The sequence below is a fragment of the Rhodohalobacter mucosus genome (assembly GCF_003150675.1).
Lineage (GTDB): Bacteria > Bacteroidota > Rhodothermia > Balneolales > Balneolaceae > Rhodohalobacter > Rhodohalobacter mucosus.
The window spans coordinates 223,718-239,623 of the sequence record NZ_QGGB01000009.1; the positions used below are offsets into that span (position 1 = coordinate 223,718).

A 15,906-nucleotide genomic window follows, 5' to 3' on the forward strand; every position below is an offset into this window, starting at 1 on the left:
TAGTTTCATTTATGCGCTCTCAAAATGATGATGGTATCCAAAAAAAAATTTTTGATTGAACGGTTGTGATGTGAATTACTCCCATTCGTAAAAGCGCTTTTCCATTTTCGTATAAATAATTTATGTCATAATTATTATAAACCTAAAATAGTATTGACAAGGCTTTTATATATATACAATTTTTAGGCGTTAATTTTAACCAACCAAAACCAGTATGAGCAGAAACGTTAAATCTCTCATTTTTTTTACGTCACTTATTTTCTTTGCAGGCTATATAGCCTACGCAGGTCATTCGGAACCACTCGCTGAAGCGGCGAATTCTGATATGGCAATAGCCGTCGAAACAGCTGAAATATCGCAGAATGACGGTTTTGCTACCGTTGAAGAGTTTATGGCCTCCCCGGGATTTCCAAAATTTATGATTGATAACCTCTGGATTTTGATCGCCGCCGGGCTTGTGTTCATTATGCACCTGGGTTTTGCCTCTGTTGAGAGCGGCCTCACGCAGGCCAAAAACTCGGTGAACGTAATCTATAAGAACGTCTTTATTCTCTGTATGGGTATTCTGACCTATGCATTTGTAGGGTTTCAGATTATGTATCCGGGCGATTTTAACGGGTTCTTCGGCTTCGGAGGGTTTGGCATCGGTTTTGATGCATCCGACCCTGTGGGAATGCTTACTTCAGGTTACGGCATGGATATGACCATCTGGAGTGATTTTATTTTCCAGGCTATGTTTGCCGCAACAGCGGCCACTATCGTTTCAGGTTGTGTAACAGGCCGTGTTAAGCTGATCTCGTTCATGCTGTTCGGAACCATTCTTGTTTCATTGATCTACCCGATAACGGGCAGCTGGCAGTGGGGCGGCGGATGGCTGTCGGAACTTGGATTCTATGATTTTGCAGGATCAACACTGGTACATGCAGTCGGCGGTTTCGCGGGACTGGCCTGTGTTCTGATACTGGGCGCCAGAAAAGGAAAGTTTGACAGCGGACGGGTTAACATTATACCGGGCCACAGTATTCCGCTGGCAACCGTGGGTGTATTTCTTCTATGGTTTGGGTGGTTTGGCTTTAACGGAGGTTCCGTACTGAGTGCCGATCCGGCCACCGTATCCTACGTTTTTGTTACCACGGCTCTCGCAGCCTGCGCCGGTGCCATTGCATCAATGCTCACCACACAGGTCGTATTCAGAAGCCTGGACGCACCGATGGCTCTTAACGGTATCCTGGCGGGCCTGGTAGGCATCACTGCCGGAGCAGACGTCATCTCACCGCTCGCGGCGGTGGCAGTTGGAGCTATTGCAGGGGTTCTGGTGGTTCTGGCCATCACATTCTTCGACCGCATGAAAGTTGATGATCCGGTCGGGGCAATATCGGTTCACGGTATATGCGGAGTCTGGGGAACTCTGGCTGTAGGCCTGTTTGTACCTCAGTACAGTTTCTTCACCCAGCTTATTGGTACGTTGTCAGTCATAACGTTCACCTTTATTCTATCCTACGCTCTGTTCAGCCTGATCAAGTTTGCCATAGGCGTAAGGGTGACTGATGGAGTGGAGGCTGCAGGACTGGATATTTCTGAGCACGGCAACAGTGCCTACCCCTATTTTGCAGGAATTGAAACCGAAGCGGCTGCAACTGCCGATAAAAGCTGACTACAAGAACTTGTTGAATAACAAGAAAAAAAAGAGCACCGAGGATTGCGGAATCCGGTGCTCTTTTAGTTTCCAACTTGATCGATAAAACCAATAGAAACCAATAAAATATACTGCTATGAACAACAAACTGAAAACCCTTTTAGCCCTTGGAATGCTCTTCACGCTTGCAGGCCAGGAGGCATATGCACAGGTAAGCCTGGGAGCCGATTTTGTGAACCGTTATGTATGGCGCGGTGCCGACTTTGGTAACTCACCCAGTATACAGCCCGATATCAACTACTCAGCGGGAGGGTTTGAGCTGGGAACCTGGGCCGCATTTGCCACAAACGGGAATCCTGCAGGCACAGAAGTTGACTTCTATGCTTCCTACACATTTGATACCGATGCAGGCAGTTTTCAGTTGATGCTCACCGACTATACCTTCCCGCAGGCTCCTGAAGGGAACTACTTTCAGGCTTCATCGCACTTTCTGGAAGCCGGTGTAGGATACGGCGGCACTGAGAAATTTCCGATAAGCATCTTTACAGGAATGTTTTTCACCAACGACGATGACTATTCAATCTACTCGGAGGTTGGGTATGCGGTGAACAATGTGGAACTGTTTGTGGGTGTAACGCCTGCAGCATCCGCGCTCTATGCAACAGACGGCCCCGCTGTAATTAATACGGGTATCACTGTAAGCAAAGACCTGCCACTGACGGACCTCTTTTCCCTTGCACTGTCCGGATCCGTTATCGCCAACCCCTATTCCGACAATCTATATATGCTTTTCGGAATCGGGTTCTAAAAATGCGGAAACGGTTCTGACTACCGGAATTGAAAGCAGAATGAAGCACACCACAGTTCTGCTTTCAGTAACCGGTATCAAAGGTTGTTGATCAATTCGTCCAGTTCGGCCAGGAGTTCACCGTAACGTGTCCAGTTGCCGTCTTCAAGTGCACTGCGCATGTCGCTCCAGAGTGTTTGAATCTCCTCCAGCTGCCGGGCGGTTATGGTTGATACAGCCTGTTCGGGCAACTGAATGCCTGTAAGGGAGTCTGCAGCTATGGGTTCAACACCCGGCAGTACAAATTCATCTGACTGGCCAAAGATATCAAAAATGGCTTGTTCAATGGTGGGCTGCATGGAAATATTGTCTCCAATTGATACGATGACCCGCTGAAGCTGTGGAATATCTACGCCTTCAGCAAGCAGAAATACAGGCTCCACATAAAGAAAGGAGTCCTCAATCGGTATTACCATCAGGTTACCCCGGATCACACGCGAACCGCGCTGATCCCAGAGTGCGATCTGTCTGGAGATTTCGGGATCCTGATCAATGCGTGCATCGATCTGTGCAGGTCCATAGATCAGCCTCTCTTTTGGAAGACGATAGACAACCAGCTCACCGTAACTGCCCGGATCCGATTTTGCGGCAATCCATGAGATCATGTTGTCACGGTTTTCGGGAGTGAGAGGCGAAATGAGCATAAACTCAAGCTTCTCCTCACCGGGTAACCTTGCCAGTACATAATAGGGCTCCATGATCACCTGACGCCCTCCGTACTTTTCATTGGGACGTTCCCAGAGATCCTCCTGGTTGTAAAAAACCTGCGGACGGGTCATGTGATAACGGTTGAATATTTCGAGCTGCACTTCAAAAAGATCCTGCGGATAGCGAAAATGCTCTTCCAGGCCGGCCGGGATCTCTGACGCGGGCTTGAACAGATCAGGAAAAATAGAACGGTACACCTCCAGCACGGGGTCTTCCTCATCAATCATATAGTAATCGACAGATCCGTTATATGCATCAATCACAATTTTAACCGAATTGCGGATATAGTTAAAGCGGTTGTTGTACGGCTGTGAATAGGGAAAGGATGAGGATGTTGTGTAGGCGTCCTGGATCCAGAAGAGGCGTCCGTCCTGCATCACCAGATAGGGATCCCGATCAAGTGTCAGGAAGGGCGTGATGCGGTTGACACGCTCCTGAACGCTGCGCCAGATCTGAAGCCGGCTCTCGGGAAGAATATCATCGGTCAGCAGTATGTTGATGTCTCCCAGTTCCCAGGCAAACAGCAGTTTTCTGAAGTAGCTGCTGAACTGGATGCCGCCGGTTCCGTCGTAATTGATATAGACGTTCTCATTGCCATCGGGATAGTGGAGTTCGTCCAGCTCTGTGTTTACAATATAGTATCCCGAGCTGTTTTCCCCATAGTAGATCGCGGGGTTTTCAACTTCAAGTTCAGGTGAGTCGGCGGCCGGGGGGATATTCCTCACAATCATGTTGGGTTCGCCCTGGCTGTTGGCTTCGGTAACAGGGCTCATCACCATTCCGAATCCGTGGGTATACTGCATATGCCGGTTTTGCCAGGTATCGGACTGGCTGGGCAGTTCCCGCGCAATTTCCCTTGCTGCAAGCATCATTTGTGTAACTTTGCCGTCTACGGTGTAACGGTCGTTGTCCACATTGTAAAATTCATAGTACGACCTGATTTCCTGAAGCTGCTTGTAGGTATTGATGAGCAGCCGGGGGTCCCACAGCCGGATATTGTCAACCGCATCCTGATTGTTTCGGATATCCGCTATACCAAGCGTGTCTTCTGCCTGATAATCAATTTCCCGAATAGTATGGAGGTTGTATGCAAGCCGCGTCATTTCAATATTGGATTCCAGGTAAGGGGTTTCGAGCTCAAGCTCGTTTGGCACAACCTGAAACTGCTGAACCATTCCCGGCAGCAGGCCCCTTCCAACAACCAGCACAATCAGGATCAGTCCGGCTGCTATCGGTACAATCTTATTCGCCTTGAGCTTGTACCCCACAAGCATTACGACTGCAATGAGCAGCGTGAGCACAAATAGAATCCAGAGCGCGGGCAGATGAATGGCTACATCGGTATAGGTTGCGCCGTAAACAAGCCCTCCGGTGTTCAGTACCAGCTTGTAGCGGGCAAGCCAGAAGCCCCAGGCCAGAAAGAGGAGCCATATGGCAATATTCACCTTAAGGTGATTGAGAACGGATGATCTTGCATCAAATGATGTTGGCGATTTGACCATCAGAAGCCCTGAGAAGATATAGGCAAGCGCAAGAAGAGCCGTGGTAATAAACGATACGGAAACGAGTGAACCCTGAATCATATCCCAGAATGGCAGGCGAAACATGTAAAATCCCACGTCCTTGCCAAAAAGCGGATCTGCCTCACCAACCGGCATGCTGCTGATAAACCGCAGGGATTCATCCCACCGAAGATAAAAGCTGAGCGCAAAAAAGAGTGCGAAAACCAGGGCGCCAAGCGTAAAGAACTGGCGAATACGTTTGAGAACAAAATCGCTGCCGATGTTGATATTTGATCCCTGCAGCGGGGATGCACTCAGGTTGGCATATTGCAGTTGACCGGCAAGAAATCTGAAATTGAAGATGAAGTAGACGGCAGCGACCAGGAAAGAGAGAAGTACCAGGATGATCTGAGTGCCTTTCAGTGTCCAGAAGATTTCGGTGTAGCCAAGTTCGGAAAGCCACATCCATTCAAAGATCCAGCTGGATGAAATCGATAGAATGATCAAAGGAATCGCGATGAGACCAATGATTTTAAGTAAACGTGTATTCATGGACGATAGACCAAAAGCCTTTTTGAAATTGATGAAGGCTAAAAATACAAATTCATAGCCTCAAATGTTTGATTACCGTCTATGAAGAACGCAGCAAGCTTTGTCCTGCATTACCTGTAGCGGGGCCTGAATGTGGCAGCATCCAGGATAGACCACAGATGTATAATCCATCCCAAAAGAACTATCCAAAGTACGGATGCCATAACAAACATGACCAGGGCCATTAAGAGCCTGCCCTGCAAAAGCTGACCCAATCCAGGGATGAAGAAACTGGCTAGAGCTGCGATGACGTTTCCTGCTGATCCTTGTCCACTCATGACAATATCGTATTTTAATTAACGGTTGTATCTCTGTACGGAAATCAGAAGAAATTGTTTAAGACTTCCCAAAATACGAAAGAGTGCCCCGGCTGTGCGATGGAAACGGACAGCAGGGATCAGGTATGTCCGATTTGCGGATATGAATTTCCTGAACAGTCAAAATCTGCACAAATTGCAGCCTGGGTATTTATTGTGCTTATTCTTTTCTGGCTCCTGTTCTGAAAGGTGTTTTCTGCCGTTTATTTTATCAGTCGCTCTGCTTCTTCGGGAATGTTCTTTACACCATGGCGTTTAAAATGCGCAATCAGCGTAGCATACTCGAAGCGTGTGGGTGTGGATGTGCGAAGGCGGTTAAATCCGTCAGATTTAACGGCATCAGGATGTTCCTTTAGCTTTCGGAGCTCGCTGTCGTAGTAGTCAACCTTATTGATCTCCCATAAAAAATCGGCAAGCTCCGGAGTTTCAGAAAAAACAGGCAGTGCGTGGTCCGGAACGGCCGGTTCTGCGGAAGCAGGCATTTCCAGTGAAAAGTGTTCGCAGAGCTGTTCGAGCACCATTCGGGTTGCAGCAGTTTTAGCCTCCCGGGAATAGCCTGCTATATGGGGAGTGGCAATAAAGGCCGATTGTGCAACAGTGTCGGAAAATGCCGGTTCGTGTTCCCAGACGTCCAGAACACAATCCCTGAGAGTACCCCTGTGAATCGCATCCAGAAGTGCCCGTTCATCTACCACCCCACCCCTGGCGGCATTGATGATGAGCTGAAAGGGGCTTCGGAGCCACGAGCTGCTTAACATATGAAAGGTGGAATGTGGTCCGGCTAATGTAAGCGGCGTGTGAAATGTCAGAATATTGCACGATAGAAGCTCATCTTCTGATGCAGAGACAAAATGGGGCTCCGATATTGCCCTGGGAGGGTCGTATGCTGCATACCCTATTTCGAATGCCGACAGCAGATCTATAACAGCGCTGCCGGTGTTGCCGCAACCCACCACGCCTACACGAAGATCTTCTGTAGTTTGTTTACGGATGTGCGACCATCTCAGAATTGCCGTCAAAACATACTCGGCAACCGCACGTGCGTTACATCCGGGAGAGTGCGCAAAACGAACGCCGATTCTTTCCAGATGCTCCCGATCCACGTGGTCGAACCCGGCTGTGGCCGTTCCGATAAATGATAGGTTGCCCGCAACGGGCAGGGTGTCAGAATTGATCCTGCTCACCGTACGAATCAGTAATGCATCGTAATCCGCCGCATCTGCAGGCAATCCGTTAGCTGGTTCAAAAAAGGAAAGCTCTGCACTGGTGGGTGCCATTTTTTCTGCATGATACAGGTGCTTGTCGGCCAGTATACGTACGTTCATACCTGAAAAAATAGAAAAAATTGATGATATCCATTTTCAAATAAAGTGAGCCCAAGATTGGGGATACCGGGGGAAAAGGAGCTAATTGTATTTCGTTTCTTTTCCAGATTCACGCTTACATTGTTTTTATGACTGATTTTCAGCTCTTCAGGAGCCGTTGAAAATTGAATTATGCTCATTATCAGCCGGATACAAACGAGAGCTGAATGCTGCAGGTCATAAAAAACTGTTCAGCATTCAAAAAACGGCGTACTTTTCAATAAGTTTGAAAGACGAAACGTTATCATGATGTAAATGACAGATATGGCCGGAGAAAAGTTTAATGCAGTAACATTAATTCGAAAGAAACGGGACAAGGGAACGCTTACATCCGATGAAATCCGTTTCCTGATACGCTCTTATACGGAAGATTCACTGCCCGATTATCAGATGAGCGCTTTTCTCATGGCTTGCTATCTGAACGGACTGAACACGGAAGAGGCTGCAGCGCTCACAAAATCGATGCTGCACAGCGGTATTGTACTGGATCTCAATGAAGTACCGGGTTTAAAAGTGGATAAACACTCAACGGGAGGAGTGGGTGATAAACTCAGCCTCATACTGGCACCCATCGTTGCGGCGTGCGGTGTGCCGGTGCCCATGATATCGGGACGTGGACTGGGACACACCGGCGGAACTCTTGACAAACTGGAATCCATACCCGGGTTTACGGTAGATATGACCCTTGATCGTTACAGGGAAATATTGAAGAAACACCATCTGGTACTTGCAGGCCAGACGGAGGACATCGCGCCGGCTGATAAGCGTCTTTACGCTCTGAGGGATGTTACTGCAACGGTGGAGTCCATACCGCTGATAGCGGGAAGTATTATGAGTAAAAAACTGGCAGAAGGAATCGACGCGCTGGTGCTGGATGTGAAATTTGGATCCGGCGCATTTATGAAGAATAAGGAAAATGCTACTGAACTTGCGCGTACCCTGGTTAATATCGGTGAGGAGTTTGGCAAAGAGACCATTGCCTATCTCACCAACATGGATCAGCCGCTTGGCTATGCAGTAGGCAACTGGCTGGAAGTTCGTGAGAGTATAGACGCCCTGCAGGGTGACGGACCGGAAGATGTGATGGAAATAACGCACCTGCTTGCCGGCACGATGATATATCTGGGTGATAAAGCAGATTCTGTGGATGAAGGAGTCCGTTTAAGCCGCCAGGCCGTCAGTGACGGATCTGCCATGGAGAAATGGATTGATATTGTGAAGGAGCAGGGTGGAGACGCCGGCATGATCATGCAACCTGAATCATATAAAAAAGCTGATTATATTGGCAATGTTACTGCACAAAGCAACGGCTACATTACGGAAATGGATACCTTTGCGCTGGGTATGGTGGCTGTTGAGCTGGGAGCAGGCCGCCGGGAAAAAGATGATAGCGTGGATCCGGCCGCTGGATTCATGCTTCACAAAAAAACAGGAGATACCGTGAAGCAGGGTGAAACAATTGCGGTACTCCATACGAACAAGAAGAATATGTTAGACGCAGCCGGAACATCGTTACTTGAGGCAATTACAATCAATGATTCAAAACCTGCCCCTAAAAAGTTGATTACACACCGGATTGACAAAAAAGGAGTACACGAATACGCGGATTAACTGTTGTTTAACACAAAAAAAGAAGTACATTTAATGCTGCACATGGCAATTCAAACAAAATCTTAACACCATGTTTCAACGATTTATCCGAGCAATCAAATCTCTATTTGGAGGAATGATCAGTTCGATGGAAGATCCCAAACTGATTCTTGAACAGAACATTCGGGAACTGAATGAACAGATTCCCCAGATGAATGAAAATATTGCAACTGTAAAGGCCAATGCAGTTATGCTTCGGAAAGAAGTGGAGCGATATGAAAAAACCATTCAGGAAGTAACTGCAAAAATCAAGTCGGCCATCAACGCAGACAGGGATGATCTGGCCGAGGGATATGCATTGCAGCTGGAAAAGGCACGTGAAAACCTGCAGCACTCCAGGGATCAGCTTAAATTTGCCGATCAGGCCTATGAAAAGGCGCTCAAGGTGAAAAAAGCGTTTATGCGGGAGAAAGACCGTAAAATCAAGGAAGCCCGTGAGGCTCTGCGTGCCAGTGAACGTGCGGAATGGCAGTCGAAAGTGGCCGATGCACTCGAAACATTTGAAATGGGCGGTCTCGACCAGACGCACACTGAGATGGTGAATCGTCTGAATGAGGAGACGGCAAGAAATGAAGCCCGGATGGAAATTGCGCTCGAAAGCGTGGATACGGAGACCATGGAGATTGAAGCAAATGCCGAGAAACTTCGGGCACAGGAGCTGGTGAACCAATTCAAGCAGGAGATGGGCAAATCAGCTGCACCCGAAGAAAAAGAGAAGAAAATTGAGGTGGATGAGTCTGCCGGCAAGGAAAAGGAAAAAGAGTCAGGTAAAACAGTAGGGCGCGATCGAACCAAAGCGTGATATAACGCATTGGCACAGATCCCTGCTGCGTGTTTTCAACACTGAACATTTGACCGAGACCACAATAGTATGTCAACCAGCAGTGAACAAGATCGGGAACGACTCAAGGAGGAGTACAAAGAGCATTACAGAAAAATTCGTGATGCGAAGGAGAAACTTCAGCGATCAAAGTATGTCCGGAATGTGAATGACGCCATGCAGAAAATGAATGCGGATGAATTGCTTTCATCCGTTGATGATTTTCTGGGAAGCGTGCGCAATAAAATGGTGAATATCGAAGCCCGTTTGGATGTTGCCATGGACCAGTTTCTGGAGGATCATCCCGACACGGAAGAGCAGGATGAAGAGCTCAGAAAGGCCAAAGCTCACGATACGCTAAAACAGATTAAGCAGGAAATGGGAATGCTTTACAGCGAGATCGAACATCAGGCACGGCATATGAAGGTTGAAAAAACGGTGGGTAAAAAAGAAGATACGGTTTCCGGCGATAGCGACATCAAAAGCCGGGAAGATGACGAAGATCAAAAATAGATGAAATGAGCAGTGAAAAAGAAAATATAAACTTTACCAAAGAGGCATTTCTGCACCCGGTAAACCTGGTATGCCTGCTGGTTGGCACAATTACGGCTCTTGTTTTCAACGAGATGGGTTCTGTGGCGGATACCATCCTTACCATGACATTCGGAGCCGAACTTATTTACCTTGGTGTGGTGCCCCGGCTCCCTTCGTACCAGAAAAACATCCGGCATAAAAAGCAGAAGGAGCGTAATGAAGATTCGGGCGATAAGATGATCTTTTATCAATTGGATGCACGGTCTCAGAAACGTTTTTTGGTGCTCAAACATATCAGCGGTGAGGTGAAAAAGAATTTTGATACGCTTCCCTATAGTTCAAAATCCATGCTGGAGCATATCAGGGATAAAATGGAGGATCTGCTCACAACCTATCTCACCCTTCTGGACATGAACCGCAGATTTCAGATCTACATGAACTCCGAAGTAGAGGAAGAACTGCGTCAGAAGGTTGCTCAACAGGAAGATGAGCTTGAAGAGATTGACTCGGAACAGCTTAAGAAGACCCGAGAGCGGAGGCTTCAGATTCTGAACAAAAGACTTCGTAAATTTGATTCCGCCAAAGAGAAGTACCTTATCTGTGAAACGCACCTGGAAACGATTGAAGACGCAATTCGCTATATTTACGAACAATCAATGACCATGCCGAATGCCGAGGATGTGGGGCAGCAGCTCGACAGACTTTTGAGTGAAATGGAGGAGACCACCTCCATCATCGAGGAGCTGGATCAGGACCTGCTTCCCGGATTCGAAAATCTGGATCATGAACTGGAACTTGCTGAGCTTCGCAAGGAAGCGGAAATGCTTCACAAAGAGACGGAACAGAAAGTCAAAAAGAATATATGACACCAGGACATTATGAAACCCTTCTGCTCGACATTGATCAGGATGGGATAGCACTGCTTACAGTGAACCGCCCCGATAAACTGAACGCACTCAACAGTACCGTTCTCAGCGAACTGGAAAGCACGGTGACCCGCATTCGGGAGGACGATGACGTTAAACTGGTAATACTTACGGGTGCAGGTGAAAAGGCGTTCGTGGCGGGTGCAGATATCAAAGAACTCAATACCCTGAACTCTGAATCAGGAGAAGAACTCTCGCGAAGGGGGCAGGAAGTTTTTGCCGGTTTTGAAAACCTGGGAAAACCTGTTATTGCACTTGTGAACGGCTATGCCCTGGGAGGGGGTGCCGAACTTGCGATGGCATGCCATATGCGGATTGCTACCGACAATGCGGTTTTTGGGCTGCCCGAGGTGGGGCTCGGACTGATACCGGGTTATGGGGGAACACAGCGTCTTCCGGCTCTGATTGGAAAATCGAAAGCCATGGAGCTTATTTTGACGGGGGGGCAGGTGAAAGCAGGAGAAGCAATGTCACTGGGTCTCGTGAACGGTGTATATTCGACTGAGCAGGCTTTGGATGAAGCCAAAAAACTTGCATCAAAAATCTTGAAAAATGGTCCCGTAGCCGTCGAAAAAGCCATCGAAGCCGTTAATTCTTCAGACAGGCCCGATGGCTTTGAAAAAGAGGCTGCGCTTTTTGGCGAATTGTGTGATACGGAAGATTTCAAAGAAGGTACTTCGGCCTTTCTTGATAAGCGAAAACCGGACTTTAAAGGACGGTAGTCCCTCTTTTCATGACCGAAATTCTTATTATAGCTGCCACTGTTCTTCTGAGCGGGTTTTTTTCAGGTTCGGAAATGGCGTTTGTTACCGCCAACAGGCTCAAGGTGGAGATTGAATCACGCAGAAACTCATTGCAGGGACGGTCTATTGCCTTTTTCAGCGAGAACCCTTCTACTTTTCTCACAACCACGCTCGTAGGCAACAACATTGTAAATGTGCTGTATGCAACGCTCATGGCCATCTACCTGGCTGAGCCGATTCAGTATGCCTACAGCTCTCTTTTTGGATCCATGCCATCGGAAGCGGTGATATTGCTTATTCAGACAATCTTTGCATCGATTCTGATCCTTCTGTTTGGTGAAATTCTTCCGAAAGCAATTTTCCGGATACAGGCTGATTTTATGGTCAGAGCAGTAGCGATCCCCCTACGGATTCTGAATGTTGTTTTAAAACCACTCATCATGGTATCCAATTCAGCCTCCGGCGTATTGGTGAGGCTGTTCAGCGCCGGAAGCGAAAGAAGCGACAAAGTATTTCGCCGCCAGGATGTGGAGATGATTTTCAAGGAACTTCGCGACAGCGGAGGAGGCCAGGATATCGATGAGGACGACTCAACCATACTTCATAACGTACTGGAACTATCGAATAAGCGTGTGAAGGAGACGATGGTGCCCAGGACCGAGATCGTAGCAGTGGAGAAAAGTACATCGATTGAAGATCTTAAGAATACATTTATCTCGTCCGGTTACTCCAAAGTACCGGTCTATCAGGATACCATTGATGATGTAATCGGGGTTGTTTTCGCATATGACATGTTCAATAACCCCTCTGCGGTTTCGGAAATACTGCGCCCTGTGAAGCTGATACCGTCCTCTAAAAAATCGAAGGACCTTCTGCAGGAATTCCGTCAAAGCAATGTATCCGTTGCCATTGTAATAGACGAGTACGGGGGTACTGCCGGCATGGTCACGATTGAGGATCTTATAGAAGAAGTTGTGGGTGATATTCAGGATGAATATGACAAGGATGAGGACGTGATTAAAAAGATATCAGAACGTACCTATGTCATTTCAGGAAATGTGGAACTGGATGAGCTGGAAGAGAAATATCCTGAGATAGAACTCAATGAAGAGGGAGAAGATGCGTTTGAAACCCTTGCAGGCTATATAATAAATCACATTGGACGAATACCGAAGGTGAACGAAGAGATTCAGATTCGCGGAAACAAATTTATCATCAGCAAGGCAACCCCCAACAGGCTTGAAACAGTAAAACTTGTTTTGGGTGAGGAAAACTGAGGGCGATTTGCCGTATTCGCTGATTCATTCACTGCATCAGCTTCATTCTAAGGATACAAAGAAACAATATGCTAGATTACTATCCGGGCTGGGCCAGGGAATTTGCTAAGAAATACCTGAGCCGTACGCTGAACCAATTTATTCTTCATGGCAATGTACACGACCTGGTACCTGCGGGTGAGGGTGACGGGCGTAATTTTATTCGTCTGAAAACATTTCTGGCCGAAGATTTCTTTGGGGCCAGAGACATCGTCATCTTTTATGATCGTTCTTCAGGAATTTATTTCAGGGATGAAGAGTCGCAGCGTGATTTCAGCCTGGCATTATCGGGAAGGGATACAATTGCGGGCACCAATTACTCCAAAAAACTTCCAAAGGATCCGGTGGGAGCATTTTCCGTGCTGGAACAGTACTTCAGGATCCGTCTCGACCAGCAGAAAAGCGTTGCTTTCATTGTAGACTTTTCGGAAACCATAGTTCCCGCCAACGAAGCTGGCAGCACGGGGAGCGAAGACAGGAATGCGCTCGTTTATCTCCTCAAATGGGCGCACGACTCACTATTTTTGGCTTCAGATTTTACCACGGTACTTATCACCGAAAATTTATCTGACGTCAACCGGAACCTCATTCAGAATCCGTACTCCTCAGAGATCAGAATACCGCTGCCCGATGAAGATGAGCGCCTCGAATATCTTGCTCATGAAACGGATCCGGATGAATTTGAAAAAATTTCCGACGTGCCTAAACCCGTTGTAGCGCAAATGGCGGCCGGACTGGGCTATCTGAAGCTGAAGAGCATTCTTTCGAATGCCAGGGAGAATGAGGAGAAAATCACGTTTTCTTCCCTTACGGAGACCAAAAAAGAGCTCATTGAAGCGGAGGCGTACGGTCTGCTTGAATTTGTGTCTACAGAGAGGACCCTTGATCACGTAGCAGGCCATCATTCTGTTAAAGAGCATCTTCGGGACGCGGTTGAGGCACTTAAGAATGGCCGCCGGGATGTTCTGCCCATGGGATACCTGGTTTGCGGACCTGTGGGCACGGGTAAAACCTTTCTGGTAACTTGCTTTTCCGGTGAGGTGGGTGTTCCGATGGTGAAACTGAAGAATTTCAGAAGCCAGTGGCAGGGTGTAACCGAAGGGAACCTGGAGAAGATTTTAAACCTGCTTCGCGCAATGGCGCCGGTTGCCGTCATGATTGATGAAGCTGATGCCTATCTGGGCAATCGAAGTGCCTCGGGCGACAGCGGTGTCTCAAGCCGTGTGTTTTCTCAGATTGCCACAGCCATGAGCGATACTTCCAACCGCGGAAGGATCATCTGGTTTTTGATGACGGCACGGCCCGACCTGATGCCGGTGGATTTAAAGCGCCAGGGCCGGGCTGAAGAGCATATTGCACTTTTTCCTCCCGAAAGCGAAGAAGAAAGGGTGGAGCTTTATGAGGTGATGAAGAAGAAAACAGGGTTAAAAATGTCTGAACCTTACATTCCGAAAGCTGTAAGGAAAGGAAGTGTCCGGTACTCCGGGGCAGACATGGAAGCTGCGCTGACGCGTGCTAAATTCCGTGCCGCTTCTGCCGGAAAAACGGAGGTTGACCCGGATATGCTCGACGAGGTGTTTGATGACTTTCTGCCGCCCACGTATCCGGAAGAGGTGGAACTTCAAACCCTTGCGGCGGTAATAGAGTGCACATCGAGGGCACTATTGCCCGAGCGTTTTCGTAATTTAGGCCGTGATAAAGTTCTGAAACGAATGGAACAGCTTAAAAAAACCGCCCGGTAAACTTTACGGATGTCAAGTAAAGAAGAAATACTTTCCGAAATACGCGAAACAATCGATCGCCTGGATGAAACGATTGTAAAAGCTCTTGGTAAACGACAGCGCATCGTACAGGAGATTATTGCAGGAAAGATTGAAGATTCGAGGGATATACGCGATCCCAAAAGAGAAGAGGTACTGCTCGACAAAATCAGAAAAATGGGCGCTGAAGAAGGTGTCGATCCCTATTTTCTGGAACAGCTCTTCCGGGAGATTATACACCATTCAGTCCGCTATCAGACACATGCTCTGGTTGACCATCAAAACAGCAAATCAGCTGAAAAAACAATACGTGTGGCCTACCAGGGTACAGATGGAGCGTTCAGCCATCAGGCAGCGATGCGTCATTTTGACCAGCGGTATGATGAAGTGGACTGTATCGGGTTCACGCGGTTCGATCAGGCTGCCGAAGCGGTGGTGCAGCAGAATGCGGACGTAGCGATACTCCCGATTGAAAATACCACGGCGGGATCCATCAACGATACCTACGACCTGCTCGCGGATAAACATCTTTTTATCATAGGCGAAGAGGTGCTTCGGATAATTCATTGCCTTATGGCCTGTGAAAAAGTGGAGATTTCTCACATCAGAAGGGTGCTCTCGCATCCGCAGGCGATTGCACAGTGTTCAAGATTCCTGGCCGGCCTTTCGCGGTGTCATGTAGAGTCTTATTTTGATACGGCAATGGCAGCCCGGAAAGTGGGCAATGAGGGTGATCTTTCACAGGCGGCCATAGCCAGCGCATATGCAGCAGAGATATATGGCCTTCAGATATTGGAAAGGGATTTGGCTAATCAGCCCGAAAACTATACGCGGTTTGTGGTGGTTTCGCGGGAGCCCGTAGCTTGCGATCCGCAGCTCAACTGCAAAACATCCCTGATATTTGCCACCATACATGAAAAAGGCGCACTTCTGAAAAGTTTAAATATGCTTGCCGATTGCGGTGTAAATATGAGCAAGCTTGAATCAAGGCCACGGCCCGGTCACCCATGGCAGTCGCTCTTTTATCTGGATCTTGAAGGCAGTAAAGACGAACCCCGCTTGGCTGAGGGGCTGAAACAACTTGAGAGAAACGCACCATTTTTTAAAATTCTGGGCAGCTATCCTGTCAGAGAAGGAAAATGGTGATGCGGATCAGCCGGTCAGCGTATACCTCTGCAGCCGTTCAAAGACC

At 47.9% G+C, this 15,906-nt stretch carries 13 protein-coding genes; 10 read left to right on the forward strand and 3 right to left on the reverse strand.

Translation table 11 applies throughout. From position 1 onward, the window contains the following. Positions 1 to 214 precede the first annotated feature (214 nt). Both DDZ15_RS13810 and DDZ15_RS13815 read left to right on the forward strand, forming a co-directional pair. Positions 215 to 1,654: an ammonium transporter gene (locus DDZ15_RS13810; protein WP_199222977.1), complete on the forward strand. Its 1,440-nt coding sequence runs from the start codon at positions 215 to 217 to the stop codon at positions 1,652 to 1,654. A gap of 118 nt (positions 1,655 to 1,772) precedes the next feature. Then, the gene (locus tag DDZ15_RS13815; protein WP_109647688.1) at positions 1,773 to 2,444 is read left to right on the forward strand and encodes a TorF family putative porin; all 672 of its coding nucleotides are present in this window, start codon (positions 1,773 to 1,775) and stop codon (positions 2,442 to 2,444) included. Between the two features lie 77 nt (positions 2,445 to 2,521). Here DDZ15_RS13815 and DDZ15_RS13820 read toward each other — a convergent pair whose 3' ends face one another. The 3 genes from DDZ15_RS13820 to DDZ15_RS13830 all read right to left on the reverse strand — a co-directional run bounded on the left by DDZ15_RS13820 (position 2,522) and on the right by DDZ15_RS13830 (position 6,926). Further along, positions 2,522 to 5,245 carry a UPF0182 family membrane protein gene (locus DDZ15_RS13820; RefSeq protein WP_109647689.1) on the reverse strand — a complete coding sequence of 908 codons (2,724 nt, stop codon included), beginning with the start codon at positions 5,243 to 5,245 and terminating at the stop codon, positions 2,522 to 2,524. Between the two features lie 110 nt (positions 5,246 to 5,355). Continuing rightward, positions 5,356 to 5,562, reverse strand: a complete 207-nt coding sequence (locus tag DDZ15_RS13825; RefSeq protein WP_109647690.1) for a hypothetical protein — start codon at positions 5,560 to 5,562, stop codon at positions 5,356 to 5,358. A 242-nt stretch (positions 5,563 to 5,804) separates the two neighbouring features. Further along, positions 5,805 to 6,926, reverse strand: a complete 1,122-nt coding sequence (locus tag DDZ15_RS13830; protein ID WP_109647691.1) for a 4-phosphoerythronate dehydrogenase — start codon at positions 6,924 to 6,926, stop codon at positions 5,805 to 5,807. Between the two features lie 303 nt (positions 6,927 to 7,229). Between DDZ15_RS13830 and DDZ15_RS13840 the strand changes: the two genes are divergently transcribed. The 8 genes from DDZ15_RS13840 (at position 7,230) to DDZ15_RS13875 (ending at position 15,860) form a co-directional block, all read left to right on the forward strand. Beyond that, the gene (locus tag DDZ15_RS13840; protein WP_109647787.1) at positions 7,230 to 8,576 is read left to right on the forward strand and encodes a thymidine phosphorylase; all 1,347 of its coding nucleotides are present in this window, start codon (positions 7,230 to 7,232) and stop codon (positions 8,574 to 8,576) included. A 70-nt stretch (positions 8,577 to 8,646) separates the two neighbouring features. Continuing rightward, the gene (locus DDZ15_RS13845) at positions 8,647 to 9,417 is read left to right on the forward strand and encodes a PspA/IM30 family protein (protein WP_109647693.1); all 771 of its coding nucleotides are present in this window, start codon (positions 8,647 to 8,649) and stop codon (positions 9,415 to 9,417) included. Positions 9,418 to 9,486: 69 nt separating this feature from the next. Beyond that, on the forward strand, positions 9,487 to 9,948 hold the full coding sequence (locus DDZ15_RS13850) for a hypothetical protein (RefSeq protein WP_109647694.1): 462 nt from the start codon (positions 9,487 to 9,489) through the stop codon (positions 9,946 to 9,948). Positions 9,949 to 9,953: 5 nt separating this feature from the next. Continuing rightward, positions 9,954 to 10,835 carry a coiled-coil domain-containing protein gene (locus DDZ15_RS13855; RefSeq protein WP_109647695.1) on the forward strand — a complete coding sequence of 294 codons (882 nt, stop codon included), beginning with the start codon at positions 9,954 to 9,956 and terminating at the stop codon, positions 10,833 to 10,835. Beyond that, entirely contained in the window at positions 10,832 to 11,617 is a 786-nt protein-coding gene (locus DDZ15_RS13860; RefSeq protein ID WP_109647696.1) for an enoyl-CoA hydratase/isomerase family protein, read from the forward strand. Before DDZ15_RS13855 ends, DDZ15_RS13860 begins: the two co-directional genes overlap by 4 nt. Positions 11,618 to 11,628: 11 nt before the next feature. Beyond that, complete coding sequence (locus DDZ15_RS13865) at positions 11,629 to 12,915, forward strand: hemolysin family protein (RefSeq protein ID WP_109647697.1); 1,287 nt, start codon at positions 11,629 to 11,631, stop codon at positions 12,913 to 12,915. Positions 12,916 to 12,983: 68 nt separating this feature from the next. Next, positions 12,984 to 14,696: an ATP-binding protein gene (locus DDZ15_RS13870; protein WP_109647698.1), complete on the forward strand. Its 1,713-nt coding sequence runs from the start codon at positions 12,984 to 12,986 to the stop codon at positions 14,694 to 14,696. A gap of 9 nt (positions 14,697 to 14,705) precedes the next feature. Next, complete coding sequence (locus DDZ15_RS13875; RefSeq protein ID WP_109647699.1) at positions 14,706 to 15,860, forward strand: bifunctional chorismate mutase/prephenate dehydratase; 1,155 nt, start codon at positions 14,706 to 14,708, stop codon at positions 15,858 to 15,860. The last annotated feature ends 46 nt before the right edge of the window (positions 15,861 to 15,906 follow it).